The 25736-nt window shown below is 73.9% G+C and carries 21 protein-coding genes; 5 read left to right on the top strand and 16 right to left on the bottom strand.

The genetic code is table 11. The features are described from left to right. Positions 1–49: 49 nt before the first annotated feature. From ACFY00_RS26740 to nrdR, 6 genes are all read right to left on the bottom strand, one after another. Positions 50–841, bottom strand: a complete 792-nt coding sequence (locus tag ACFY00_RS26740) for an SDR family oxidoreductase (RefSeq protein ID WP_388034100.1) — start codon at positions 839–841, stop codon at positions 50–52. A 107-nt stretch (positions 842–948) separates the two neighbouring features. Then, the gene (locus tag ACFY00_RS26735) at positions 949–1146 is read right to left on the bottom strand and encodes a hypothetical protein (RefSeq protein WP_388034099.1); all 198 of its coding nucleotides are present in this window, start codon (positions 1144–1146) and stop codon (positions 949–951) included. Between the two features lie 286 nt (positions 1147–1432). Continuing rightward, positions 1433–1858 (bottom strand): hypothetical protein, encoded by a 426-nt coding sequence (locus ACFY00_RS26730; protein WP_388034098.1) that lies wholly within the window; start codon positions 1856–1858, stop codon positions 1433–1435. 39 nt (positions 1859–1897) lie between these two features. Continuing rightward, complete coding sequence (locus ACFY00_RS26725) at positions 1898–2635, bottom strand: hypothetical protein (RefSeq protein ID WP_388034097.1); 738 nt, start codon at positions 2633–2635, stop codon at positions 1898–1900. Positions 2636–2717: 82 nt separating this feature from the next. Then, positions 2718–5603 carry a vitamin B12-dependent ribonucleotide reductase gene (locus tag ACFY00_RS26720; RefSeq protein ID WP_388034096.1) on the bottom strand — a complete coding sequence of 962 codons (2886 nt, stop codon included), beginning with the start codon at positions 5601–5603 and terminating at the stop codon, positions 2718–2720. Positions 5604–5785: 182 nt separating this feature from the next. Further along, positions 5786–6262 (bottom strand): transcriptional regulator NrdR, encoded by a 477-nt coding sequence (gene nrdR / locus ACFY00_RS26715; RefSeq protein WP_285738757.1) that lies wholly within the window; start codon positions 6260–6262, stop codon positions 5786–5788. Between the two features lie 438 nt (positions 6263–6700). On the opposite strand from nrdR, the gene lexA reads away from it, so the two are divergent. Together lexA and ACFY00_RS26705 are read left to right on the top strand one after the other, a co-directional pair. Next, positions 6701–7426: a transcriptional repressor LexA gene (gene lexA / locus ACFY00_RS26710; RefSeq protein WP_285738817.1), complete on the top strand. Its 726-nt coding sequence runs from the start codon at positions 6701–6703 to the stop codon at positions 7424–7426. 215 nt (positions 7427–7641) lie between these two features. Then, positions 7642–8304 carry a hypothetical protein gene (locus ACFY00_RS26705; RefSeq protein ID WP_388034095.1) on the top strand — a complete coding sequence of 221 codons (663 nt, stop codon included), beginning with the start codon at positions 7642–7644 and terminating at the stop codon, positions 8302–8304. A 49-nt stretch (positions 8305–8353) separates the two neighbouring features. Here ACFY00_RS26705 and ACFY00_RS26700 read toward each other — a convergent pair whose 3' ends face one another. Genes ACFY00_RS26700 through ACFY00_RS26680 form a run of 5 tightly spaced genes read right to left on the bottom strand, consistent with a single transcriptional unit; the run spans position 8354 to position 15922 of the window. Next, positions 8354–10444, bottom strand: a complete 2091-nt coding sequence (locus ACFY00_RS26700; RefSeq protein ID WP_388034094.1) for an ATP-dependent DNA helicase — start codon at positions 10442–10444, stop codon at positions 8354–8356. Positions 10445–10457: 13 nt separating this feature from the next. Beyond that, positions 10458–12239, bottom strand: a complete 1782-nt coding sequence (locus ACFY00_RS26695) for an IucA/IucC family protein (protein WP_388034093.1) — start codon at positions 12237–12239, stop codon at positions 10458–10460. Continuing rightward, positions 12220–13596 (bottom strand): lysine N(6)-hydroxylase/L-ornithine N(5)-oxygenase family protein, encoded by a 1377-nt coding sequence (locus ACFY00_RS26690; RefSeq protein ID WP_388034092.1) that lies wholly within the window; start codon positions 13594–13596, stop codon positions 12220–12222. The genes ACFY00_RS26695 and ACFY00_RS26690 overlap by 20 nt, the downstream gene beginning before the upstream one ends. After that, positions 13593–14159: a GNAT family N-acetyltransferase gene (locus tag ACFY00_RS26685; protein WP_388034091.1), complete on the bottom strand. Its 567-nt coding sequence runs from the start codon at positions 14157–14159 to the stop codon at positions 13593–13595. The genes ACFY00_RS26690 and ACFY00_RS26685 overlap by 4 nt, the downstream gene beginning before the upstream one ends. Beyond that, complete coding sequence (locus ACFY00_RS26680; RefSeq protein ID WP_388034090.1) at positions 14156–15922, bottom strand: IucA/IucC family protein; 1767 nt, start codon at positions 15920–15922, stop codon at positions 14156–14158. Before ACFY00_RS26680 ends, ACFY00_RS26685 begins: the two co-directional genes overlap by 4 nt. Before the next feature lie 276 nt (positions 15923–16198). Here ACFY00_RS26680 and ACFY00_RS26675 point away from each other — a divergent pair, with 276 nt between their 5' ends. Further along, positions 16199–17314, top strand: coding sequence for a trypsin-like serine peptidase (locus ACFY00_RS26675; RefSeq protein WP_388034089.1), 1116 nt, complete (start codon positions 16199–16201; stop codon positions 17312–17314). A 127-nt stretch (positions 17315–17441) separates the two neighbouring features. Beyond that, positions 17442–18587 (top strand): trypsin-like serine peptidase, encoded by a 1146-nt coding sequence (locus ACFY00_RS26670; protein WP_388034088.1) that lies wholly within the window; start codon positions 17442–17444, stop codon positions 18585–18587. Positions 18588–18683: 96 nt separating this feature from the next. On the opposite strand, the gene hflX is transcribed toward ACFY00_RS26670, so the two are convergent. The 5 genes from hflX to miaA form a co-directional block, all read right to left on the bottom strand. Continuing rightward, positions 18684–20183 (bottom strand): GTPase HflX, encoded by a 1500-nt coding sequence (gene hflX, locus ACFY00_RS26665; protein ID WP_388034087.1) that lies wholly within the window; start codon positions 20181–20183, stop codon positions 18684–18686. Then, positions 20180–22501: a RelA/SpoT family protein gene (locus ACFY00_RS26660; protein WP_388034086.1), complete on the bottom strand. Its 2322-nt coding sequence runs from the start codon at positions 22499–22501 to the stop codon at positions 20180–20182. Before ACFY00_RS26660 ends, hflX begins: the two co-directional genes overlap by 4 nt. Positions 22502–22677: 176 nt before the next feature. Further along, positions 22678–23556: a diaminopimelate epimerase gene (dapF, locus tag ACFY00_RS26655; RefSeq protein WP_388034085.1), complete on the bottom strand. Its 879-nt coding sequence runs from the start codon at positions 23554–23556 to the stop codon at positions 22678–22680. Between the two features lie 96 nt (positions 23557–23652). Next, positions 23653–24138: a hypothetical protein gene (locus tag ACFY00_RS26650; protein WP_388034084.1), complete on the bottom strand. Its 486-nt coding sequence runs from the start codon at positions 24136–24138 to the stop codon at positions 23653–23655. Between the two features lie 252 nt (positions 24139–24390). Beyond that, positions 24391–25368, bottom strand: a complete 978-nt coding sequence (gene miaA / locus ACFY00_RS26645; RefSeq protein WP_388034083.1) for a tRNA (adenosine(37)-N6)-dimethylallyltransferase MiaA — start codon at positions 25366–25368, stop codon at positions 24391–24393. A gap of 108 nt (positions 25369–25476) precedes the next feature. Between miaA and ACFY00_RS26640 the strand changes: the two genes are divergently transcribed. Continuing rightward, positions 25477–25698: an antitoxin gene (locus ACFY00_RS26640; protein ID WP_014138444.1), complete on the top strand. Its 222-nt coding sequence runs from the start codon at positions 25477–25479 to the stop codon at positions 25696–25698. Positions 25699–25736: the final 38 nt, after the last annotated feature.

Here is a 25736-nt window from a genome sequence, read left to right as displayed (position 1 = left end):
TTGACGCGACCGGCGGCGTCAACCCCGGTTGACACGCGGACGGGCCGGATCAGGCCGGGTAGCGCTCCGCCAGGAACTCCGCGAAGGTGGTCCGGCCCGCCGGGCGCGCGGCCCCCGGACTCCCCACGCCACCCGGGCCCCCCGCCACCAGGTTCCCGCCCGCCCGCAGCGCCCGCGCCGTCCCGCCCGGCAGCGGCGTCCGCAGCACCGGCCGCCGCCGCCCCCGGGCCCGCAGGAACTCCGCCGCCAGCACCTCCACCGGACGCACCTCGGGCCCGCCGAAGTCGTCCGCCCGCCCGACCGGGCCCGCCTCGGCCAGCTGCGCCACCCGCTCCGCGACCTCCCGCACGTCGACCGGCTGGAGCGCCACCCCGCGCGGCACCAGCAGCACCGGCGCCTTCGACAGGCCGTCCAGCACCCGCGCCACCAGGTCGTGGAACTGGGTCGCCCGCAGCACCGTCCACCCCAGGCCGGACTCCACCACCAGCCGCTCGCACTCCGCCTTCGTCCGGTAGTAGCCGAGCGGCACCCGGTCCACCCCGACGATCGACACGTACAGCAGGTGCGAGACCCCGGCGCCGCCCGCCGCCTCCACCAGCCGCCGGGTCGCCGCGACGTCCCGCCCGCCGTGGGTGGTCGCGCAGTGCACCACCGTCCCGGCGCCGGACAGCGCCGCCTCCACCCCGCGGCCGGTCACCAGGTCGCCCACCGCCCAGCCGTGCTCCCCCGGCGTGTGCGCCTGGCGGCTCAGCACCCGCACCGGGCAGCCCCGCGACAGCAGCCGCCGCACCACCACGCGCCCCAGGGTCCCGGTACCGCCCGTCACGAGTATCGGCCGCATCGCGCTCACCCCTCAGTTCCGCCAGTGCCCCCAGCCTGCCCGCCTCCGCCGCCCCCGGCAGCCCGGCCCACGCAGCCGGGGGAACCCCGCCCGCCGCGGGGGCCGGATCAGAGGTCCTCGGGCCGCGGGTGGCCGAGCCGCTCCGCGTACCGGGCGTCGCCGCCGCAGAGCCGGGACCACGTGCGCGGGTCGGTCGAGGTGATCCGTTCCACCAGCTCCGCGGCCAGCGCCTCCGGGTCACTGGCCGGGACGGCCGGCTCGGCCTGGAACTGCAGGAAGGGCAGGCCCGCGCGGTCGTCGGGCACCGCCGGGTGGTGGAAGAGCAGGCCGATCCGGTCCGGCCCCCGGTGCCCCGCCCGCACCGCTCGGGGCCGGGCAGCGGCGGGCTGTACGGCCCGAGCAGGGATTCCGGCCCCGGGCCGAGCAGCCGGCGGCCGAACCCGGCCTCCACAGGTCGGACCCGTCGACCAGCAGCCGCATTTCGGTCCGGCCCGGCCCGGCACGTCCTCGACGCGCAGCTCCAGCCGACTGGTCGGCACCTCGTCCGTCCGGGCACCGTACGGCGCCGGGCGCCGTACGGGGAAAGGGAGTTCAGTACTCGCAGTCCTCGGCCAGCTCGTCCCAGGGCAGGTCGACCAGTCCGGGCACCGCCGCGGCCAGGTCGGCCAGCTCCGGGCCCGGCTGGTACCAGGCCACCACCAGCCGGGAGAAGTCGGCGTCGCCCGAACCGACCGGGCGGCTGCTGAACAGGCCGACGCAGCGCACCAGGGGCAGCCGTTCCTCCGGGCCCAGTCCTCCCCGAATCCCGTCCTCCGGGTGCTCCCGCACCGGCTCCACCAGGTGGGCCGGTATCGACGGGTACTGCCGCGCGACGGCGCTCCGCTGGTTCCTGATGCTCCAGTCGTTGACCCGCCGGCACGGGTAGCCCTCCAGCATGCCCCCGTAGGTGGGCGACATCCGCACCTCGTCGAGGCGGATCGAACGGCCGGAGGACAGCAGCACCTCGGTCAGCAGCATGCCCGGAGGCTACCGGCCCCGGCCCGGCCGGGGAACGCCTCACATGCCTTCCGGCCACGGGTAGCCGAGCGCCTCCGCGTAATCCGCCCGGCCGCCGCAGACCTTCGCCCAGGCGCGCGGGTCGGTCGCGACGAGATGTTCGACCAGCTCGGCGGCCGCGGCCCGCGGCTCGCCGTCCGGGACGGGCAGTTCGGCGATGAACTGCAGGTACGGCTCGTTGCCGCGGGCCTCGGGGCGCGTCGGGTGCCAGAAGGTCAGGTCGATCCGGTCGGGTTTCCACGGCCTGGTCCACACCGCGTGCAGCTCGCACTCCCAGGCGGCCAGCAGCTCCGGGCGGCGGACGAACTCGTCCTTCAGCAGGCGGCCGACGCCGCGTGCGGGCCAGTCCTCGACGCCGGCGCCCGCGCGTTCGACCTCCGCCGCGTACCGCTCGGCGTCGAAGCGGTACGCCGGGAGGTCGAGGTCCGGGAGGTCGGGGTTGCGCCAGCCGTCCCAGCGCACCGCGTCGCCCTCCCGGCGCACCGTCACGTACAGCGCGCCGCAGCAGTCCTCGTGCCCGCACCCCGCCACGTGCAGCCGGACCTCGCGGGGGACGGCGCCGGGCAGCAGCGGGCTGTACGGGCCCAGCAGCGTGCGCGGGTCGGGGCCGCCGTGCCCGTCGGCGAGGCCGGCGGCCAGCACGTCCCGACCGTCGACCAGCAGGTGCAGTTCGGTCCGCCGGTGGGACGGCAGGTCGTCGATGCGCAGTTCCAGCCGGTTGTCCGCGGTCTCGTCCATCCGGACATGGTGCCGCGCACGGCGCGGGGCGCCCACCGGATTTCGGTGGGCGCCCCGGGCGTTGGCGTGCGGCGGCGGTGCGTCAGCTGCAGCCGCTGGTGGAGCCGCAGCCCTCGCAGAGGTAGCAGCTGCCCGCGCGGCGCATCTTGGTGCCGCAGGAGAAGCAGAGCGGGGCGTCGGCGTTCAGGCCGAGGCGGATCTCGGCGAGCTCGGTCGAGTTGTGCGCGGCCGGGGCGGCCTTGGGCTGCTCGACCAGCGGGAGGGCGACGTGCGGCTTCTCCGGGGCGAGCGGGGCGGACTGGGCCAGCGACTCGATGTCGACGTCGTCCTCGGTCGGCTCGTAGGAGCCGGTCTCCAGGTGCCGGGTGCGCTCCTCGACGGAGTGGATGCCCAGCGCGGAGCGGGTCTCGAAGGGCAGGAAGTCGAGGGCCAGGCGGCGGAAGATGTAGTCGACGATGGACTGCGCCATCCGCACGTCCGGGTCGTCGGTCAGGCCGGCCGGCTCGAAGCGCATGTTGGTGAACTTGGCGACGTACGTCTCCAGCGGGACGCCGTACTGCAGGCCGACCGAGACGGCGATGGAGAAGGCGTCCATCATGCCCGCGAGGGTCGAGCCCTGCTTGGACATCTTGAGGAAGACCTCGCCGAGGCCGTCATCCGGGTAGGAGTTGGCGGTCATGTAGCCCTCGGCGCCGCCGACCGTGAAGGAGGTGGTGATGCCGGGGCGGCCCTTGGGCAGGCGCTTGCGGGTCGGCCGGTACTCGACGACCTTCTCCACGGCCTTCTCCACCGCCGGCGCGGGGGCCGAGGCGGTGGCCGCGGCCGGGGCCTTGGTCTTGGCCGAGAGCGGCTGGCCGACCTTGCAGTTGTCGCGGTAGATCGCCAGCGCCTTGACGCCGAGCTTCCACGCCTCGAAGTAGATCTCCTCGACGTCCTCGACGGTGGCGTTCTCCGGCATGTTGACGGTCTTGGAGATGGCGCCGGAGATCCACGGCTGGATCGCGGCCATCATCCGGACGTGGCCCATCGGGGAGATCGACCGCTCGCCCATCGCGCAGTCGAACACCTCGTAGTGGGCGGTCTTGAGACCGGGCGCGTCGATGACGTTCCCGTGCTCGGCGATGTGCGCGACGATCGCCTCGATCTGCTCGTCCTGGTAGCCCAGGCGCTTCAGGGCGCGCGGGACGGTGCCGTTGACGATCTGCATCGAGCCGCCGCCGACCAGCTTCTTGAACTTGACCAGGGCGAGGTCGGGTTCGACGCCGGTGGTGTCGCAGTCCATCATCAGGCCGATGGTGCCGGTCGGGGCCAGCACCGAGGCCTGCGCGTTGCGGAAGCCGTTCTGCTCGCCGAGGCGGACCACGTCGGCCCAGGTGTCGTTGGCGACCGCCCAGACCGGGGCGTCCAGGTCGTCCAGCGGGGCGACGGCGGCCGAGGCGTCCGCGTGCTGCCGCATGACCCGGCGGTGCGGGGCGGAGTTGCGGGCGTAGCCGTCGTACGGGCCGACCACGGCGGCGAGTTCGGCGGAGCGGCGGTAGGCGGTGCCGGTCATCAGCGAGGTGATCGCCCCGGCCAGGGCGCGGCCGCCCGCCGAGTCGTAGGCGTGGCCGGTGGCCATCAGCAGGGCGCCGAGGTTGGCGTAGCCGATGCCGAGCTGACGGTAGGCGCGGGTGGTCTCGGCGATCTTCTCGGTCGGGAAGTCGGCGAAGCAGATGGAGATGTCCATCGCGGTGATGACCAGCTCGACGACCTTGGCGAAGGTCCGCGCGTCGAAGGAGTCGTCGTCGCGGAGGAACTTCATCAGGTTCAGCGAGGCCAGGTTGCAGCTGGAGTTGTCCAGGTGCATGTACTCGGAGCACGGGTTGGAGGCGTTGATCCGGCCGGACTCGGGGCAGGTGTGCCAGTGGTTGATCACCGAGTCGTACTGGATGCCCGGGTCGGCGCAGGCCCAGGCGGCCTCGGCCATCTTGCGGAACAGGCCCTTGGCGTCGACGGTCTCGATGACCTCGCCGGTCATCCGGCCGCGCAGGCCGAAGGTGGTGCCCTTCTCCACCGCGGTCATGAACTCGTCGTTGACGCGGACCGAGTTGTTGGCGTTCTGGTACTGGACGGAGGTGATGTCGTCGCCGCCCAGGTCCATGTCGAACCCGGCGTCGCGCAGGGCGCGGATCTTCTCCTCCTCCTTCACCTTGGTCTCGATGAAGGCCTCGACGTCCGGGTGGTCGACGTCCAGCACGACCATCTTGGCGGCCCGGCGGGTCGCGCCGCCGGACTTGATGGTGCCGGCCGAGGCGTCGGCGCCGCGCATGAAGGAGACCGGGCCGGAGGCGTTGCCGCCGGAGGAGAGCAGTTCCTTGGAGGAGCGGATCCGGGACAGGTTCAGGCCCGCGCCGGAACCGCCCTTGAAGATCATGCCCTCTTCCTTGTACCAGTCGAGGATCGACTCCATGGAGTCGTCGACGGACAGGATGAAGCAGGCCGAGACCTGCTGCGGCTGCTGGGTGCCGACGTTGAACCAGACCGGGGAGTTGAAGCTGAACACCTGGTGGAGGAGGGCGTGGGTCAGCTCGTGCTCGAAGACCTCGGCGTCGTCCGGGGAGGCGAAGTAGCCGTGCTTCTCGCCCGCGGCGCGGTAGGTGAGCACCACCCGGTCGATGATCTGCTTCAGGCTCCACTCGCGCTGCGGGGTGCCGACCGCGCCGCGGAAGTACTTGCTGGTGACGATGTTGACCGCGTTGACCGACCAGAAGTCGGGGAACTCGACGCCGCGCTGCTCGAAGTTGACCGAGCCGTCGCGCCAGTTGGTCATCACCACGTCACGGCGCTCCCAGGTGACCGCGTCGTACGGGTGGACCCCAGGGGTGGTGTAGATGCGTTCCAGCCGCAGCCCGGCCTTGGGGCCCTTGGCTCCCTTGGCGGCCTTGTCCGACTTCGACCCTCGTGCGGACCCGCTCGTGGTGTCTGTCACTGCTCCTGCTCCTCCTCCTGGGCAAACGCCCGAAGTGCCCGGAAAAGTCCGGGCACGACTGGTTCGTTCCGTCCGCACGCGGGCAGGGGGGATCCCCGCCACTGCGCACGGGTACTACTGGTGACTACGGGAAAACGTCGGGACGTGGGAAACGCGGGTACGGGCGGCGGTGCGGGCGCCGACTAGGGCACGGGCACCGGCTCGGGGGCCGCGGGTCGCTCGGCGCGCAGCTCCGCGATCGCGGCCTCGAAGTCCTCGAGGTTGTCGAAGGCGCGGTAGACGGAGGCGAACCGCAGGTACGCCACCACGTCCAGTTCCTTCAGGGGGCCGAGTATGGCCAGTCCGACGTCGTGCGTCGAGAGTTCCGCGCTGCCGCTGGCCCGGACGCACTCCTCGACCCGCTGGCCGAGCTGGGCCAGCGCGTCCTCGGTGACCGGGCGGCCCTGGCAGGCCTTGCGGACGCCGGAGATCACCTTCTCGCGGGAGAAGGGCTCGGTGACGCCGCTGCGCTTGATCACCATCAGGGTGGCGGTCTCGACGGTGGTGAACCGGCGACCGCAGTCGGGGCACTGCCTGCGGCGGCGGATCGAGCTCCCGTCGTCGCTGGCCCGACTGTCCACGACTCTGCTGTCCGGATGCCGGCAGAAGGGGCAGTGCACCTGGAACTCCCTCCCTGCGACCCGACGGCGAACAACTCGCAACACTCTACCCGAACACAACACCTGTGCCCGATCGAGGAGACTAGCCACTAGATCTTGTGGCTGGCGCGGCGCCACGCCGAGTGAACGCGCAGTTTCGGGGACAGCGGCCGGGGCGGCGCCATAGACTGTTCGAGTCGAACAGGCAATCGACTTACACCCGGAGTCTTGATCAAGTCAGCCGACCTCGAATAAATTCACTCGAACGTGTGTTTGGCGCAACCTTTCGATAGAGGGGCCAGTTGAGCTGGGCAGATGGAGCACCAGCCCGACGAGAGGGTCGCAGCGATGTCCACCCCCAGCGCCACCGGCATCATGCACACCGCCGATGCCAAGACCGCCATCCCGGTGCAGGAGCGTTCCGCGCGCACCACTGACCAGGAGAGCATGGACCAGACCATGAGCCGTAGTCAGCCGATCGAGGAGACTCCGCTCGGCGCGCCCGCCCCCGTCGTCCGCTCCCTCCCCGGCCGCCCCCCCGGCATCCGCACCGACGAGGCCGGCCTGACCGAGCGTCAGCGCCGGGTCATCGAGGTCATCCGGGATTCGGTCCAGCGCCGCGGCTACCCGCCGTCCATGCGCGAGATCGGCCAGGCCGTCGGCCTCTCCTCCACCTCCTCGGTGGCGCACCAGCTGATGGCCCTGGAGCGCAAGGGCTTCCTGCGCCGCGACCCGCACCGCCCGCGCGCCTACGAGGTCCGCGGCGTCGAGGTGGCCCGCCCGGCCGCGGCGGAGACCTCGGGCCGGCCGTCCACCTCGTACGTGCCGCTGGTCGGCCGGATCGCGGCCGGCGGCCCGATCCTGGCCGAGCAGACCGTGGAGGACGTCTTCCCGCTGCCGCGCCAGCTGGTCGGCGAGGGCGAGCTGTTCGCGCTGACCGTCAAGGGCGACTCGATGGTCGAGGCCGCGATCTGCGACGGCGACTGGGTGACCGTCCGCAAGCAGCCGGTCGCCGAGAACGGGGACATCGTCGCCGCGATGATCGACGGCGAGGCGACGGTGAAGCGGCTCAAGCGCGAGGACGGCAAGATCTGGCTGATGCCGCACAACGCGGCGTACGAGCCGATCCCGGGCGACAACGCGACGATCCTCGGCAAGGTCGTGGCGGTGCTGCGGCGCCTCTGAAGGGTGCGCCGGCGAGGTCCGGCCGTGGACGGGTGCCCGTCCGCGGCCGGACCTCGCCGTTTCCGCCCGGTTACCGCCCGGTGGGTCGGAAACCCGTGCGGGGGCGCGGAGTTGCGTGATCTGATCGGTGTACGGCCGGCTCGACGAGCCGCGCCGCCACTCACCGAACCGCGCCCGGCACCCCGCCGCGGCCCGCACACCCCGAGGAACCGCGCATGAGCGACCTGTCCACCCGTCTCGCCCCGGAACAGTTGAGCAGCGTGTACCTGCGGCTGGTCGCCGACGAGTCGGTGCCGGAGGAGGCCCGGCCGCAGTTCCACTACCTGCGGCGGCTGGCCACCGACCTGCTGGTGGGCTGCGTGCTGGACGGCCCGGAGAGCGTCCGGCTGCTCGACGACCGGGACGTGGCGGGCCTCGGCTGGGGGGAGCTCTCGGCCGCGGGCCGGTCCAACCTGCTCGCCGAGCCGGTGGACCACCACCTCGTCGACCGTCCGGGCGGCGCTGTCCTGCACCTGCTGGGCCACCCGGAGTCGGTGTTCGCGGCCAGCAAGCTGCTGGTGTTCGAGGAGGCGGTCCGGGCCGCGGGCGGTCCGGCGATCCCGGACGAGGGCGTGCTGCTGGTCGTCCCGAACCGGCACAACCTGGTGTTCTACCCGCTCGCCGACCGGCACGTCGCGGAGGCGGTCAACTCGCTGGCGATGTTCGCGCAGGGCGCGTACGAGGACGGCCCGGGACGGCTGTCGCCGCGGGTGTTCTGGTGGCGCGCGGGCGAGCTGACCTCGATCACGCACGTCGACCCGGAGACCCGGACGGCGAGCATCGTCCCGCCCGAGGAGCTGATGGCGATCATGCGCCGCCTGGTCGACGCCACCGACTGAGCGGGGGCGAACGGCCCGGGCCCGTACCCGCGGGCCCGGGCCGCCGCCCTCAGCGGGGCCTGACCGGCGGGGCCGCGGCGTCGATCGCGGCGAGCGAGCGGCGGACCTGGTTGCGGTCGGTGGTGTACCAGAAGTCCGGCATGGAGGAGCGGAAGAAGCCGCCGTAGCGGGCGGTGGCCAGCCGCGGGTCGAGGACCGCCACGACGCCCTTGTCGTCGGCGGCGCGGACCAGGCGGCCCGCCCCCTGCGCCATCAGCAGCGCGGCGTGCGTCGCGGCGACCGCCATGAAGCCGTTGCCGCCGTGCGCCTCGACGTCCTTCTGCCGGGCGCTCATCAGCGGGTCGTCGGGGCGCGGGAAGGGGATCCGGTCCATCACGACGAGCTGGCAGGCGGAGCCGGGCACGTCGACGCCCTGCCAGAGCGAGAGCGTGCCGAACAGGCAGGTCTCGGCGTCGGCGGCGAAGGCCTTGATGAGTTCGCCGAGGGTGTCCTCGCCCTGGAGCAGGATCGGCACGTCGAGGCGTTCGCGGAGCTTCTCGGCGGCGGTCTGGGCGGCCCGCATCGAGGAGAACAGGCCCAGCGTGCGCCCGCCCGCCGCGCCGATCAGCTCGGCGAGCTCGTCCAGCATCTCGGGCCGGTCGGGCTCCCGGCCGGGCGGCGGCAGGTGCTTGGCGACGTAGAGGATGCCCTGCTTGGGGTAGCTGAACGGGGAGCCGACGTCCAGGCCGCGCCAGTACGGCGGGGCGTCCTCCCCAGTCTCGGCGGCGGGGCCGTCGGGGGTGCGGTGGTCGGGGAGCCTGGTCTCGCCGGGCAGGCCGAGCGAGGCGGCGACGCCGTTGAAGTCGCCGCCGAGCTTGAGCGTGGCGGAGGTCAGCACGACCGAGCGGTCGCGGTACAGGTTCTCCCGCAGCAGGCCGGAGACCGACAGCGGGGCGACCCGCAGCGAGGCGGTGCCCAGGCCGTAGCGGTCGGAGCGCTCGATCCAGATCACGTCGTACTCGGAGCCGGTGAGCAGCCGGTCCGCGGTCTCGTGCAGCGTCTCGGCGGAGGCCATCGCCTGCTTGCGGACGGCGTCCTCGTCGGTGAGGCCCTTGTCGCGGGTCTCGCCGAGGGAGGTGATGACCTGGCGGCAGGCGTCCCGGATGGCGGCGACCGCGTAGCCGAGGTACTCGGGGAGCTCGTCGACCTGGCCGGGCTGGGCGGTCTCCATCAGGCCGTGGAAGTTCTCGGCGGCGGCCTGGAGCGCGTCCACCGCCTTCTCGTTGGCGAGCTTGGCGGCGCGCTTGACGGCCCGGTTGACGGCGCCGACGGTGAGTTCGGCGGTGGCGGCGCCGGTGACCCGGTTCACCAGTTCGTGGGCCTCGTCGATGATCAGCAGGCCGTGCTCGGGCAGCACGGGGGCGCCCTCGATCGCGTCGATCGCGAGCATGGCGTGGTTGGTGACCACCACGTCGGCGAGCTTGGCGCGCTCGCGGGCCTGCTCGGCGAAGCACTCCTCGCCGTAGGCGCAGCGGGAGGCACCCAGGCACTCCTTGGAGGTGACGGCGAGCTGGGCCCAGGCCTTGTCGGAGACGCCGGGGGTGAGGTCGTCGCGGTCGCCGGTCTCGGTCTCCTCGGCCCACTCGCGCAGCCGCAGCACGTCCTGGCCGAGCTTGCCGGTGGGGCCGCCGAGCGCGTCGACCGGGTCGAACAGGCCCTCGCCCTCGTCGCTCGGGGTGCCCTCGTTGGCGCGGTGCAGGCACAGGTAGTTGGAGCGGCCCTTGAGCATGGCGAACAGCGGGCGGCGGCGCAGCACCGGGTGCAGGGCCTCGACGGTGCGCGGCAGGTCGCGCTCGACGAGCTGGCGCTGCAGGGCGAGCGTCGCGGTGGCGACGACCACCCGGTCGCCGTGGGCGAGGGCGGGCACCAGGTAGGCGAGGGACTTTCCGGTGCCGGTGCCGGCCTGGACGAGCAGGTGCTCGCCCTCGTCGACGGCGGCGGAGACGGCTTCGGCCATCCTGACCTGCCCGGGCCGCTCCGTGCCGCCGACGGCGGCGACGGCGGCGTGCAGCAGTTCGGGGATGCGGGAGGCGGGGACCGGCGCGGGGGGCTCGGCCGTCTCCGGGCCGCCGGGCAGGGGTTCGGTGGTGTCGTTCGTCATGACGCCCCCCAGCCTACGGGGCGGGGCTGACAACCCGGGACGCCTGGGCGGGCAGCCGCACCCCGGCGTGCAGCGGGTTGTCGACCTGCCCGTGGACGGCGGCGTGCGGGCGGTCGGGCCGGTCCCGGTAGCCGTCCAGCAGCAGCCGGTTGCGGTTCAGGCAGAGCCGGTCGATCCGGGGTGCGAACAGGTCGAACAGCTTGTGGCGGTCCGCGAGTTCGGGGAAGCGCCGCTGGCAGGAGCGGATCCCGGTGCGCAGCATCTCCCAGAACTCCTCCTCGGGCAGGCCGAGTTGGTCCTCCAGCAGCGGGGCGAGGTAGCGGTAGACGCCGATGAACAGGCCGGAGTGCAGGAACTGGCAGAGGTAGTCCGGGTCCTCCCGGTTGAGCACCCCGGCGATGTCGGCGGGCAGGTCGGCGAGTTCGGCCAGCGGCCGGTCGCTGAGGTTGACGTCGTCGACGAAGTCCTTGACGGCGAGCCGGACGGGGACGTCGTCCCGGTCGAAGACCACGATGGCGTTCTCGCCGTGCGGGGAGAACACCAGGCCGTAGCGGTACAGGAAGTGCAGCAGCGGCGGCAGCATCGCGTCGAACAGCCGGCCCACCCACTCCCGGGGCGGCAGGCCGGAGCGGGCGACGAGTTCGGCGGTCAGCGCCCGCCCGTCCGAGCCGGTCTGCAGCAGCGCGGCCAGCGTGCGGGCCCGCTCGCCGGGCTCCAGGTGGCGGCCGAGGGGTTCGCGCCAGATCGCGCCGAGCAGTTCCTTGTACTGGTAGGGCACCTCGGGCAGGTCCCGGTAGAGCGGGTGCTCGACGGTGACGGAGGCGATCTCGCCGAGCAGGATCACCCGGCACTCGTCGCGCAGGTACGGGTCGCTGTCGCGCAGGTGGTGGATCCAGGCGGTGACGGCGGGCGCGGCGAGGGCGCGTTCGGTGGGCAGGCCGCGCCAGACCAGGGTGTTGAGGATGGCGAGCGGCAGTTTGACGGTGCAGCGGTCGGGGCGGCTGAGGTTGAAGAAGGAGCGGATCGACTGCTGGGGCAGCCGCAGGTCGCCGTCGGTAGGCAGCGGGACGATCCGGCCGTCGGCGATCCACGGCGCGAACAGGCCGACCACGGTCTCGTCCCACTGCCAGGGGTGCACCGGCAGGAGCCAGAACTCGTCGGCGCGCTCGCCGAGTTGGTCGCGGAACGCGAGGTCGAGCTCGGTGTCGTAGATCGTCGGGTCGCCGCGGAACTCGGCCAGGCTGCGGTGCACGGCGAGCCAGGGCAGGGCGCGGGGCAGCCGGGCCTCCGGGGTCCAGCCGGCCGCGTCGGTGGCGGAGAAGCCGAGCCGTCCCTTGTTGGCGACGATCCACGGGTGGCCGGTCTGGTGGCCCTCCAGGGCGACGTGGTCGAGGTCGGCGAGTTCGGCGGCGGTCAGCGCGGTGGCCCGCAGGTGGACGTCGGCGATCAGGGTCGCGGTGAGCTCGCGGACCAGGTGGCCGGTGGTGTCGCCGCTCAGCCCGAGGACGTGCCGGGCCTGCTGGAGGAAGCGCAGCGGGTCGTCACCGCCCTCGATCGACGCCGCCGCGACCCGCCAGCTGCCGTACGCGCCGCGGCGGGCGGTGAACCGGTAGTCGGCGTCCGGGAGCCGCAGCAGGTAGCGGCCGCCGTCGCCCTCGGCCCGCGGGTGCAGCAGTTCCTCGTAGGCGAACTCGCCGAGGAGTTTGGCGAGCATCTCGCGTCCGGCGGCCCGCCAGTGCTCGGCGGTGAGCTGGGGCGGCAGGTGGAGGGCCGGGTCAGCGGCGGGCTGCGGCACGCTCGGTTCCTTCCTGGGGTCGCGGGAGCGCCGCGGCGGCGGGCGGCTCGAAGGTGGTCCAGGCGGTGCGGCGGGGCAGCGGGTGGAGGGTCTTGCCCGCGACGGCGTTGAGGATCACGGCGGCGCGGTGCGCGCCGAGCCCGAGGTCCGGGGTGCCGACACCGTGAGTGTGCAGCTCGGCGTTCTGGACGTACAGACCGCCGGTGAGTTCCGGCCGGGTGGCGACCCGGTGGTCGAGGTCGACCCGGTAGCGGCCCTGCTCGTCCCAGTCGATCAGCTCGGCGATCGGGTCGAGGGCGGCGGGGCGGACGGCCCGGTAGCCGGTGGCGAGCACCACGGCGTCGGTGCGGACCAGGTGGCGGCGGCCGGAGTCGCCGTGCCGGCAGTGCAGTTCGAGGCCGCCGCAGGGGCCCTGGACGGCCTCGGTGACGGCGGTGCCGGGGAGGATCTCGACGGGTTCGGCGTCGATCGGGCGGCCGACGGTGCGCTCGTACAGGTGGTCGTGGATCTCGGCGAGGGTCTCGGCGCTGGCGGCCTTGTGCAGTTGCCACTGGGCGGGGACGAGGGCGTCCCGGACGTCGGCGGGCAGGCCGTGGAAGTAGCGGGTGTAGTCGGGGGTGAACTGCTCCAGGCCGAGCTTGGAGTACTCCATCGGGGCGATCGCCCGGGTGCGGGTGAGCCAGCGCAGCCGGGTGCCGTCGCCGGCCCGGTGGCGCAGCAGGTCGAGGAAGACCTCGGCGCCGGACTGGCCGGATCCGACCACGGTGACGTCCCGGGCGCCGTCCAGCTCGTGCCGCCTGGTCAGGTAGTCGGCGGAGTGCAGGACGGCGGGGTGGTGGCGCAGCGGGGCGAAGGCCTCGGGGCGGACGGGTTCGGTGCCGGTGCCGAGGACGAGGTGGCGGGCGCGGTGCACGGCGCCCGCGGCGTGCACCAGGTAGAGCCGCTCCTCGGCGTCCCAGTGGACGGCGGTGACGGGGCTGCCGAAGCGGCAGTTGGGGAGCCGTTCGGCGGCCCACCGGCAGTAGTCCTCGTACTCGCGCCGGGGCAGGTGGAAGCGCTCGCTGAAGTAGAACGGGAAGAGCCGCTGCCGCTCGCGCAGGTAGTTGAGGAACGACCAGGGGTTGGTGGGGTCGACCAGGGTGACCAGGTCGGCCAGGAACGGGACCTGCATCCGGGCGCCGTCCACGAGCATGCCGGGGTGCCAGCGGAACTCGGGCCGGGCGTCGAGGAACAGCGCGGCGAGGTGCTCGGCCCGGTCGGCGAGCGCGGCCAGCGAGAGGTTGAACGGGCCGATGCCGACGCCGATCAGGTCGTACGGCTCGGGCGGCCGGCCCGCCGTGTCGTCGTGGGGAGTCATGTCGTCCTAGGGAGCGGCGGGGTGTCGGCGCGCCGCCGGATCATCAGGGCGGCGCGCTTGTCGGGCAGGTCGAGGTCGGCGACGCGGGTGAACCCGGCCCGGGCGAAGGCCCGGACGGAGGGGGTGTTGCGGACGTCGGGTTCGGCGAGCACCCGGGTGCAGCGGGGTTCGCGCCGCAGCAGCCGGGCGGCGATCGCGTCGAGCAGCGGGGCGGCCAGGCCCCGGCCGCGGGCGGCGGGGGCCAGCAGCAGGTGGACGCCCAGGTCGTGCGGGCGGGCGGGGTAGTGCGCGGCCAGCGGGTCGAGGTCGGCCCGGTAGAGCTCGAAGTAGCCGGTGGGCGCGCCGTCGAGCAGGGCCAGGACGGGGCGGCTGCGGCCGTCGCCGTCGAGTTGGGCGGCGAGGTGGTCGGCGGTGGTGCCGGGCGGGCCCGCGAGGGCCCACCAGCGGTCGGTGTCCGGGTCGTTCATCCAGCCGGTGAGCAGGGCCAGGTCCGTGGCCAACCGCACGGTGCGCAGGACGAGTTCACCGGCCGTGGTGGCTATCGCCCCGGTCTCCGGGATCACGCCCGGGCCACCGGGTTGTCGATCTCGACGTACACCGACTGGGTCTCGACCGGGCCGACGAGTTCGTCCAGGCCGTGCAGCCGGGTGAGCAGGTTGGCCTTGCAGCGCAGGGTCGGCGCGTCCAGCAGGTGGGCGGGCAGCGCGGAGCCGGTGGCGGTCGCGGCGGGGCCGGACAGGAAGCGGCGCAGCGCGGCCAGCAGCAGGTGCTCGTCGGCGAGGCCCTGGGAGCCGAAGGCGCCGATCAGGCCGAGCACGTGGTTGATGCCGAGGTAGTAGGCGAAGCGCTCGTCGGCGACCCGGTCGGGCACGAAGGTGTCGCTGTGCGCGCTGAGCGCGGGCAGCAGGGCGTGCAGCCGGTCGGCGTGCGAGGCGCGGAAGTAGTAGCCCTGGTTGTCGCGGTAGCGGCCGCCCGCGGGCCAGCCGAGGGCGTCCAGCAGGACCAGGCTGTTCTGCTGGTGGGCCTCCAGCGCGATCCCGGCCTGCCCGTCCAGCCACAGGACCGGCAGGACGACGGCGTCCAGGTAGCGCAGGAACCACTCGGTGGCGACGGTCGGCCCGGGGCGGCCGGTGCGGGCGGCCAGCTCGCCGACGACGTCCGCGAGCTGCGAGCCGGTCCGGTCGCGGCCGACGGGCTGTTCGGCGACCAGCCCGGCCACGCACAGCGCCCGGTCGGCGGGCCCGAACGGCATCTGCCGCAGCACGGTGTCCAGGCCGTTGGGGTCGGCGAGGGCGGGGTGGTCGACGCCGATCCAGGCCGGGTCGCGGACGATGTCGAAGCCGGGGTGGGCGGCCCGCCACCGCTCGGCCAGGCCGGCTTCCAGCAGCCGGTGCACCTCGGCGCCGCGGTGCAGTTCCTTGCGGAGGTTCTCCCGGCGGGAGTTGGTGATCCGCAGGCCCAGCGACAGCTTGAGCATCCACGGGGTGCCGGGGCGGCAGACGGTGCGCACCGAGCTGGTGGGGTGCCAGGGCTCGCCGTGCTGGCCGAGGTCGGTGAGCAGGCCCTGCTCCAGCAGGTCGGCGACGGCCGGGCGCAGCGCCAGCTCGCGGGCCTGCCAGGGGTGCAGCGGCAGGGCGGCCGCGTCGGCGGGCAGCGGACGGCCGTACAGCCCGGCGGTGAGCTGCTCGACGGGGGTGCCGGTGGCGGAGTCCCCGGCCAGCAACGAGCGGTGCGCGGCCCACCAGTGCAGCCGGAAGCTGCCGTGCAGTTCCGGGGAGTACGCGGCGGACTGGGCGGGGCCGAGGCCGTCGCGGCTCTTCGGGGTGGGGTGCAGCGGGTGGCCGAGCAGCAGCGACTGCTCGGCGCGCAGGAACGCGTCGGCGGGCGCGGCGGAGACCGCCCGGCGGTGGGCGAGGATCTCCGCGGTGCGGCCCACCGAGTCGGCCACCCGGGCGGTCAGGTCGGCGAGTTGGCCGGGTTCGGGGCGGCCGGTGGCGCCGGCCACCAGGGCGGCGACGGTGACCGCGTCGACCGGGTGCTCGGCGTCGACGGTGGAGACGGTGGCGGGGCCGAACCGGTGCCAGCCGCAGGCCGACCAGTGCCGCACCGGTGCGGACAGCCGGGCGGCGCCGCCGAGCACCGGGATGCGCAGCAGGTCGCCGTCCGGGCGTTCGGCGGCGGTCTCCCGGGCCCAGCAGCGCAACAGGCTCTCGGTGGCGGCGTGTTCGGCGGCCACCGCCGGGTCGGGGTGCAGCAGCGGGTCCGGGTCGGGGTGCCCGGCCGTCGGCCGGACGGCCGGGGGAACGCCGGTGAGGGTGCTGGCCAAATCCGCTCCTTGAGCCGCGTGACTGCCTTCCGGTAAGGGTTACCTATCCCCCGTGGCCGGGCACAAGATCAGCTCACTCGTTCCGGTGAGTTTCGACCGATCACTCACCCTCAGGTGTGAGTGGACGCGATCCTGACGGGCCGTCACCATCACGGTTCGGTGACCGGACGTCAACAGCAGGGGCACCTCCCCGCCGGTGCGACGCACCCGGATGGAAGACTGTTCCCGGGGAGACGGTCCGTTACTGGGGGGTCGATGGTGAGGGCACGGAGGGTGGTGGCCGTGCTGTCCGCGCTCGCCGTCCTGGTCGGCGGCGCGAGCGCCTGCACGACGGACGGCGGGGGCGGCGGCGGGGGCGACGGGAACCCGCGCGACTTCGCCGAGTTGCGGCACTGGGGAGCCGCCGAGTGGGACCGCTGGGCGCAGCGGCACGGCTTCCGCAACCCGGTGGTGCCGGGCCTGTGGAGCGCCGAGAAGATGGACCAGGCCCCGCCGCAGCAGCCCGCCCCGGCACCGGAGACTCCCGCGACGGACGCGCCCGCGCCGACCGGGCCCGCGTCGCCGCCCCCGGCACCGCCCGCGTCCGCGTCACCGTCCGCGACGGCGCCCGCCGCGCCGCCGCCGGTGGCCGCGCAGCCGGTGCCGCGCCCGTACACCAGCTACCCGGCCTCCGGGAAGGTGTTCATGACCGCGCCGAACGGCGGCACCGGCCAGTGCTCGGCCACCGTGGTCGCCGACCCGGCGCACCCGGGCCGGAGCAACCTGGTGTGGACGGCCGCGCACTGCGTGCACGAGGGCAAGGGCGGCGACTGGTACCGGAACCTGGTGTTCGTGCCCGCCTACAACAGCTCCGGCGCGGCCAGCGACCACCGGCGGGCGACGCTGGCCGAGGTCGCCCCGCTCGGGCAGTGGTGGGCCGACAAGGTGATCACCTCGCCGCTGTGGACCACCGAGGGCACCAAGGGCGGGGACGCCGCCAACCAGTACGACTTCGCGGTGGTCAGGGTGCGCGGCCCGGAGGGCGAGACCCGCTCGCTGGAGGAGGTCATCGGCACCGCCGTCCCGGTCTGGTTCGACGCCCCGCGCGAGCAGTTGGCGATCCAGGCCTGGGGCTACCCGGCCGTCGCGCCGTTCGACGGGCAGGAGCTGGAGCGCTGCGACTCCGGCCGTCCGGGCTCGCGCAGCTTCGACGCGTCCCGGCCGCCGATGCTGGTGATCGGCTGCACCATGACGGCCGGGGCCTCGGGCGGCGGCTGGTTCGCCGACGGGCCGGACGGCCGCCAGCGGCTGGTCAGCAACACCTCGATCGGCAGCCAGGCGCACACCGCCCTGCACGGCCCCTACCTGGAGGAGACGGCCCGCCAGGCGCTCGCCTACATCTCCCGGACCTGACCGCACGGCCGCGCGGCGCCCCCACCCGGCCCGCACGACCCCGGGGCGGCCGCCCCGCGCGCGTCCCGGCCCGCCTCCGATCCGTTTCCGATCCGCTTTCCGCTCACCGAACACGGGGGGACAACCCATGACCGACCAGCACCGCGCAGCACGCCGGATCCGGAGCGCGGCCGCGGCCGCCCTGGTGACGGTGCTCGCCGTCGGCACCGCCGCCTGCGGCAAGAGCGCCGACCCCACCCCGGCCACCCAGGCCACCTCCCACGCGACGGGGGACTCCGTCGACGTCGCCGACCTGCAGAACTTCGTCTCCCAGGTGCCGAACTGGTCCGCCGAGGACTGGCAGAAGTGGGCGGCGAAGAACGGCTTCAAGCCGGAGGACATCAAGGCGATCAAGGGCTTCTGGGACAAGAAGAAGCCGACCGACCCGCGCGGCGGCGACTCCGTCAAGCCGGACAAGCAGGCCCCGTCCTTCCGGGAGTTCACCCTGCCGGCCCGGATAGCCGCCAAGCCCCAGCCGCACCCGTACAGCGCGGACACCGCCGTGATCGGCCGGCTCCTGTTCGTGAACGCCGAGGGCGAGGAGCACTCCTGCTCGGGCACCGTGGTCTCCGACCCGAAGCACCCGGGCCAGAGCAACCTGGTCTGGACGGCCGGGCACTGCGTGCACGGCGGCAAGGGCAGCGACTACGTCAAGAAGATGATGTTCATCCCGGCGTACAACCGCTCCGGCGCCACCAGCAACGGCAAGTCGATCGACTCCTGGCAGGAGGCCGCCCCGCTGGGCCGCTGGGCCGCCGACGCGATGCTGACGATGCCGCAGTGGACGCAGGAGGGCACCCACGTGGGCAACCAGGCCAGCCAGTTCGACTTCGCGGTGGTGAAGGTGTCCCCGCTCGACGGCGACCGCTCGCTGGAGGAGACGGTCGGCAGCTCCGTGCCGATCCTGTTCAACGCCAAGCCGGAGGACGTCACCGCGCCGAAGGCGTACGGCTACCCGGCCGACCCGCCGTTCGACGGCGAGGAGTTGGAGCACTGCGACTCCAACGCCAAGCTCGCCCCGTTCGCCTTCCTGGCCTCGCGCCCGCCGATGCTCGCCATCGGCTGCACCATGACCGGCGGTTCCTCCGGCGGCGGCTGGCTGACCCGCCAGAACGGCAGGACGGTGCTGTTCTCGAACGTCTCGATCGGTGACGACGAGGCGGGCTGGCAGGCCGGTCCGACCCTCGGCGCCGAGGCCAAGAAGATGTTCGACGCCTTCGTCTCCAAGGCCTGACCGGGCCTGACCGGGCCTGACCGGGCCTGAACGCAGCGGACGGGCGGCGCACCCCCGAGGGTGCACCGCCCGTCCCGTTCCGTGCCGGTGACCGCGTCAGGCCGCGACGACGGCGTACCGCTCCAGCTCCCCGGCCAGTACGGCCGCGACCTTGGCGTGCAGCAGGGTGCCGTCCGCCGTGTGCTCGGTGGAGAGCAGCTCGCCCTCCGCGTGGACCCTGGAGACCAGGTCGCCGCGGGTGTAGGGCACCAGGACCTTGACCTCCACCGCGGGGCGGGGCAGTTCCCGGTCGATCAGGGCGAGCAGTTCCTCGATGCCCTGGCCGCTGCGGGCCGACACCACGATGGCGTGCGGCTCGCGGCGCAGCAGGCGCTGGAGGACCAGCGGGTCCGCCGCGTCGGCCTTGTTGATCACCACGATCTCCGGCACGTTCTGCGCCTCGACCGAGACGATCACCTCGCGGACGGCGGCGAGCTGGGTCTCCGGCTCCGGGTGCGAGCCGTCCACCACGTGCAGGATGAGGTCGGCGTCGGCGACCTCCTCCATGGTGGAGCGGAACGCCTCGACCAGGTGGTGCGGCAGGTGCCGGACGAAGCCGACGGTGTCGGCCAGCGTGTAGAGCCGGCCGCTGGGGGTCTGGGCCCGGCGGACCGTCGGGTCCAGGGTGGCGAACAGGGCGTTCTCCACCAGGACGCCGGCCCCGGTGAGCCGGTTGAGCAGCGAGGACTTGCCCGCGTTGGTGTACCCGGCGATGGCCACCGACGGGACGTGGTTGCGCCGCCGCTCCTGCCGCTTGGTGTCGCGGCCCTTCTTCATCTCGGCGATCTCCTTGCGGAGCTTCGCCATCTTCTCGCGGATCCGCCGCCGGTCGGTCTCGATCTTGGTCTCACCGGGACCGCGGGTGGCCATGCCGCCGCCCGAGGAGCCGGAGCCACCGCCACCCATCTGCCGGGACAGCGACTGGCCCCAGCCGCGCAGGCGCGGCAGCATGTACTGCATCTGCGCGAGCGAGACCTGCGCCTTGCCCTCCCGGGACTTGGCGTGCTGGGCGAAGATGTCCAGGATCAGGGCGGTGCGGTCGACGACCTTGACCTTGACCACGTCTTCGAGGTGGATCAGCTGGCCCGGGGTGAGCTCACCGTCGCAGACCACGGTGTCGGCCCCGGTGGAGGCGACGATGTCACGCAGCTCCTGGGCCTTGCCGGAGCCGATGTAGGTGGCGGCGTCGGGCTTGTCGCGGCGCTGGATCACGCCGTCCAGGACTTCGGAGCCGGCCGTCTCGGCGAGGGCGGCGAGCTCGGCCATCGAGTTCTCCGCCTCCTCCAGCGTGCCGTCCGTCCACACGCCGACCAGCACCACGCGCTCCAGGCGGAGCTGGCGGTACTCGACTTCGGTGACGTCCTGCAGTTCGGTGGAGAGGCCGTGGACGCGGCGGAGCGCGGCGCGCTCGGAGCGGTCGTACTGCTCTCCGTCGTAGTTGCCGAGGCCCTCGTCGATCGCCGCGAGGTCCTCGTCCATCAGGGCTTCCGCCTTGAGGTCGGCGAGCCGGTTGGCGGACTCGCTCGATCGGGTGCGGCTGTCGAACGTGGAGGTCATTTCATCCTTGGGTTGGATCGGGTCGTGCTCTCGGACAACACGGCGGAGCCGCCGTGAATTCCCCACGATGGTTGCACGCCCGCCGTGCCCGAGTCATCCCTTTTACCAGCCGCCGCCTCGGCCCCGGCACCCGCCCCCGCCTCGTCGGACGCGGCCTCCGGCCCGCCGGGCCGGTAGACGTCGTACACGCCGGAGACCCGGAGCATCGCCCGCATCACCGCCGGGAGCGCCGCGGCGTCCGGCAGCTCCAGGGTGTAGCTGTGCCGCACCCGCAGTTGGCGGGGCGGCTCGACCTCGGCGGAGAAGATGGACACGCCCTCGCCGGAGATCGCCGCGGTCAGGTCGGCGAGCAGCCGGGGGCGGTTGAGCGCCTCGGCGTGCAGGGTGACCCGGTAGCCCCACTGCGGGGCGCCGCCGGGCAGCCAGCGGACGGCGGCCGCGTGGCGGCCGCCGCGCAGCATCCGGGTGCCGGTGGGGCAGCCCGCCCGGTGCACCGCGACGGCCCCGCCGCGCAGCACGATGCCGGTCACCTCGTCGGGCGGGACGGGCGTGCAGCAGCGGGCCAACCGGACGGCGGCGCCGGGCAGTTCCGGCACCTCGGCGGGCGCGGCGGCGGGCGGCGCGGGCGGCGTCGGGGGCGCGGGCAGTGCGGGGGGCCCGGCGACGGGCGGCGCGGCGGGGGCCGGGGCGCCGCCGACGGGCTGCTCGGGCAGCTCGGCCAGGGCCGGTCGCGCGGCCGGGCGGGCGGCCAGTCGGCGGGCGACGGCGAGCCGGGCGCCGGGGGTGCGGACGTACTCCAGCCACTGCGGGTCGGGGCCGCTGTCCTCGCCGTCGGGGGCCAGCAGCAGGCCGAGCATGTCGCCGTCGCGCAGTTCGGTGGAGAGCGCGGCGAGCCGGCCGTTGACCCGGGCGCCGATACATCGGTGGCCGGTCTCCTCGCCGAGCAGGTAGGCGGCGTCCAGGCAGCTGGAGCCGGCCGGCAGGTGCAGGGTAGCGCCGTCCTCGGTGACGGCGGTGATCTCGCGGTCGTCGCGCAGGTCGGCGGTGAGCGCGGACCAGAAGGCGTCCGGGTCGGGGGTGTCCTGCTGCCAGTCGAGCAGCCGGGCCAGCCAGCCGGGGCGGGCCGGGTCGGTGCGGTCCTCGGGGTCGTCGGCCGCGCCCGGCCGGTCGGCGGCGCGCGGGTCGCCGAGGGCGACCACGCCGGTCTCGGCGACCTCGTGCATCCGCCGGGTGCGGACCAGGACCTCGATCACCTCGCCGCCGGGCAGCGCGACCGCGGTGTGCAGCGACTGGTACAGGTTGAACTTGGGGGCGGCGACGAAGTCCTTGAACTCGCCGGGCAGCGGCGTCCAGCAGGTGTGCAGCTCGCCGAGGACGGCGTAGCAGTCGGCGTTCTCCTCGACCACCACCAGCAGCCGCCCGAAGTCGGCGGGCCGCAGCCCGGCGCCGTCCGGCCCGGCCCCGCGCTTGATCATCACCCGGTGCAGCGAGACCAGGTGCCGGGGCCGCACGGTGACGGCGGCGGGGACGCCGGCCTCGGCGAGCTGGCGGCCGAGCTCGGCGGCGAACGGGGCGAGCACGCCGTCCGTCCAGCCGCCGGCCACCGCGCCGGTGCGCTCGTACTCCTCGGGGTGCAGGGTGGCGAAGACGATGTCCTCCAGCTCCGCCTTGACCACCTGGATGCCGAGCCGTTCGGCGAGCGGGATCAGCACGTCCCGGGTGACCTTGGCGATCCGCACCCGGCTGGCGGGCTTCATGTGCCGGATGGTGCGCATGTTGTGCAGCCGGTCGGCGAGCTTGATCACCATCACCCGGACGTCGTCGCCGGTGGCGACCAGCATCTTGCGGAAGGTCTCGGGCTCGGCGGCGGCCCCGAAGTCGACCTTCTCCAGCTTGGTGACGCCGTCGACCAGGTACGCCACCTCGGGCCCGAAGTCCTCGGCGACCTGTTCCAGCGTCACCTCGGTGTCCTCGACGGTGTCGTGCAGCAGCGAGGCGACCAGCGTGGTGGTGTCCGCGCCGAGCTGGGCGAGGATCATCGTGACCGCGAGCGGGTGGGTGATGTACGGCTCGCCGCTCTTGCGGGTCTGCCCGCGGTGGCTCTCCTCGGCGACGCGGTACGCCCTGGTCAGCAGCGGTACGTCGGCCTGCGGGTGGTGCACCCGGTGGGCCTGGACGATCGGCTCGATGGCGTCGGGGACGGGCGTCCGCCCGGTGGCGAGCAGCGCGGCCCGGCCGGCCCGGCCGAGTGCCGCGCGGCTGAACCGGCCCGCCTGCTGCTTGGACGGCGAGCCCGCCAACTCGGAGCGGATGGTCATCTGCACCTCCGGCAGCAACACCGGAGCGACGGCCGACCCGGTGGTCCATGCTACCGAGCAGAGCACGTTGCGCGAGCCCCCGCTTCCCCTCTGTCATCCGGATCACCCGAACGGGCGGATTAACCGGGAAGCGGTGTGGGAAGCGGGAGCTGACGCCGCGTCGCGCTGACCTGCCGTCAGGCGAGGACGCCCTCCGCGACGATCACCGCGGGGCCGGTCATCTCGATCCGGCCGTCCGGGAACTCCTCGATCACCAGCCGCCCGCCGGGCACGTCCACCGTGTAGCGCACCGCCTCGCCGGTGGCCGCCGGGTCGACGCCGTCGCGCCGGATCGCCGCCACCGCGACGGCGCAGGCGCCGGTGCCGCAGGAGCGGGTCTCGCCGGAGCCGCGCTCGTGCACCCGCATCGCCACGTGCCGCTCGCCGCGGTCCACCACGAACTCCACGTTCACGCCCTGCGGGTACGCGCCCGCGGGGGCGGTGGCCGGGGCGTCGAACAGGCGGCCCGCGTGCGCCAGGTCCTCGACGAAGGCGACGGCGTGCGGGTTGCCCATGTTGACGTTCAGCGCGGGCCAGGTCCGCCCGTCCACGGTGACGGTGATGCCGTCCGGGCCGGGGAAGGCGGCGCGGCCCATGTCCACGGTGACCTCGCCCGGGGTGCCGTCCGCGGCGTCCTCGGCGATCCGCACCCGCTTCACCCCGCCGCGGGTGGCCACCGCCAGCTCGCCCGGCTTCGCGTGCCCGGCGTGCACCAGGTACCGGGCGAACACCCGCACCCCGTTGCCGCACATCTCGGCGATCGACCCGTCCGCGTTGCGGTAGTCCATGAACCACTCGGCCTGCTCGGCCATCCCCGCCGCGGCGGGCTCGGCCGCCGAGCGGACCACCCGCAGCACGCCGTCCGCGCCGATCCCGGCCCGCCGGTCGCACAGCCGCGCGACGGCGTCCGCCGACAGGTCGATCCGACCGTCCGGGTCCGGGACGATCACGAAGTCGTTCTGGGTGCCGTGCCCCTTGAGGAAGGCCGTTCCGCTGATTCCGCTGCGCTCGCTCACACCGCCGATGGTAACGGGGCCGCCGGGGTCCGGCCGCGGCCGAACAACAGGCGGGACGACAGGCGGGACGACAGGCGGGACGGCGCCGGGAGGGGCCTAGCCGCGCAGGTGGACGACCCGCCAGACGGCGAGCGCCACCGCCGCCGCGGCCAGCAGGGTGTACAGCACGATGGCCCGCCACCCGGCCCGCTCGGTGCTGCCGCGGCGCGGCACGCCCGGCCACTTGTACCCGGCCCGGCGGGCGGCCATCGCGCCCCAGCCGACCGAGGCGGAGGTGATCAGCAGGCCGAGCATCCCGATCATCGCGGTCGCGCCCTCGCTGCCGAAGGCCAGCGGGAAGGCGAACATCAGCGAGCCGAACATCAGCGTCGCGGCGATCGGCAGGATCTGCCACCAGCGCAGGCGGCGGCGCGGTCGGATGTCCCGCTCGTGGACCACCCCCGGCGCGGCGGCCAGGTCGTCGATCGCGGGCAGCGCCACCGCGTACGAGGTGGTGGGGGCGGCGAGTTCGGGGAGCGTCTCGGACCCGTCGGAGACGTCGCCGAGCAGCTCATCGGTTTCGGGGCCGGTACCCGTTGACACGCGGCCTCCCCTGACGGCTCGACACGAGCTCCGGGGCTCGCGGGCGGTGAGGCCGGCCCGCGTGCCGGGCCTCGGTGCTACCGATGATGGCACGTACCAACACCTCGACAGGGTGTCCCACGGCATGATCGGGTGATCCGATGCCAGGACGTGATCCCGCCGTGACCGCCGGTACCTCCTGCACCTGCGTCTGCCGGTGCAGACGCCGCGAGCCTGGCCGGATCGGACCGCCGGGCAGCCGAAAACCGCCGGTCAGCCCGGTGTGCCGGGCGCCGCCGGACGGTCGATCAGTTCCAGCGCCCGGCCCAGCAGCTCGACCGGATCCGCCCCCTCGGGCCGGTCCAGCCAGTGGATCCGCTCGTCCCGGCGGAACCAGGACTCCTGCCGCCGGGCGAACCGCCGGGTCGCCCGCACGGTCTCCGTCCGCGCCTCGTCCTCGGTGCACTCCCCCGCGAAGAACGCCAGCACCTGCTGGTAGCCGAGCGCCCGGCTGGCGGTCAGCCCCTCGCGCAGCCCGACCTCCTCCAGCGCGCGCACCTCGTCGAGCAGTCCGGCCTCCCACATCCGGTCCACCCGCAGCTCGATCCGCCGGTCCAGCTCCGGACGCGGCACCCGGACGCCGATCTGCACCGCCCCGTACACCGCCCGCTGGGTCGGCAGGCTGGCCGTGAACGGACGCCCGGTGATCTCGATGACCTCCAGCGCCCGGACCACCCGCCGCCCGTTGCTGGGCAGGATCGCCTCCGCCGCCGCCGGGTCCAGCCCGGCCAGGCGCCGGTGCAGCGCGCCGGGGCCGACCCGCTCCAGTTCCTCCTCCAGCCGGGCCCGCACCGCCGGGTCCGTCCCCGGGAACTCCATCTCGTCCACCGCCGCCCGCACGTACAGGCCCGAGCCGCCGACCAGCACCGGCACCTGCCCCGCCGCCAGCTGCCGGTCCATCTCCGCCCGCGCCAGGCGCTGGTACTCGGCCACCGAGGCGGTCTCGGTCACCTCCCAGACGTCCAGCAGGTGGTGCGGGACGCCGCCCCGCTCCGCCGGGGTCAGCTTGGCGGTGCCGATGTCCATGCCCTTGTAGAGCTGCATCGAGTCGGTGTTCACCACCTCCCCGCCGAGCTCCCGGGCGATCGCCACCGCCAGGTCGGACTTGCCGGCCGCCGTCGCGCCGACCACCGAGACCACCCGGGGCAGGGCGTCGGGACGCGCGGAAGGGGAAGAAGAGGAACCGCTCACCTCCCCAGTCTCGCAAAACCCGGGCACCTCCCGTGTCGCGGCCTCGTTGACCGGGGAGGATCAGCTGTATCCGTACCGGAATGACCCGATTCGCGAGGAGCGCACCCCATGGGCCTGATGGACAACCTCAAGGGCAAGGCCGAGGAACTCAAGGAGAAGGCCAGCGAACTGGCCGGGAAGCACGGCGACAAGATCGACAGCGTGGTGGACAAGACCGGCGAGGCGATCGACAAGGCCACCAAGCACAAGTACTCGGACAAGATCGTCAAGGGCACCTCCGCGACCAAGCACGCCCGCGACGACTTCGCCGCCAAGCCCAAGGACGACTGACGCCCCGCCCTCCGCCCTCCACCCGGCGCTCAGCGCTC

It is taken from the genome of Kitasatospora sp. NPDC001540, from assembly GCF_042894345.1.
Lineage (GTDB): Bacteria > Actinomycetota > Actinomycetes > Streptomycetales > Streptomycetaceae > Kitasatospora > Kitasatospora phosalacinea_C.
This window is presented reverse-complemented; position numbering and strand designations above follow the sequence as displayed.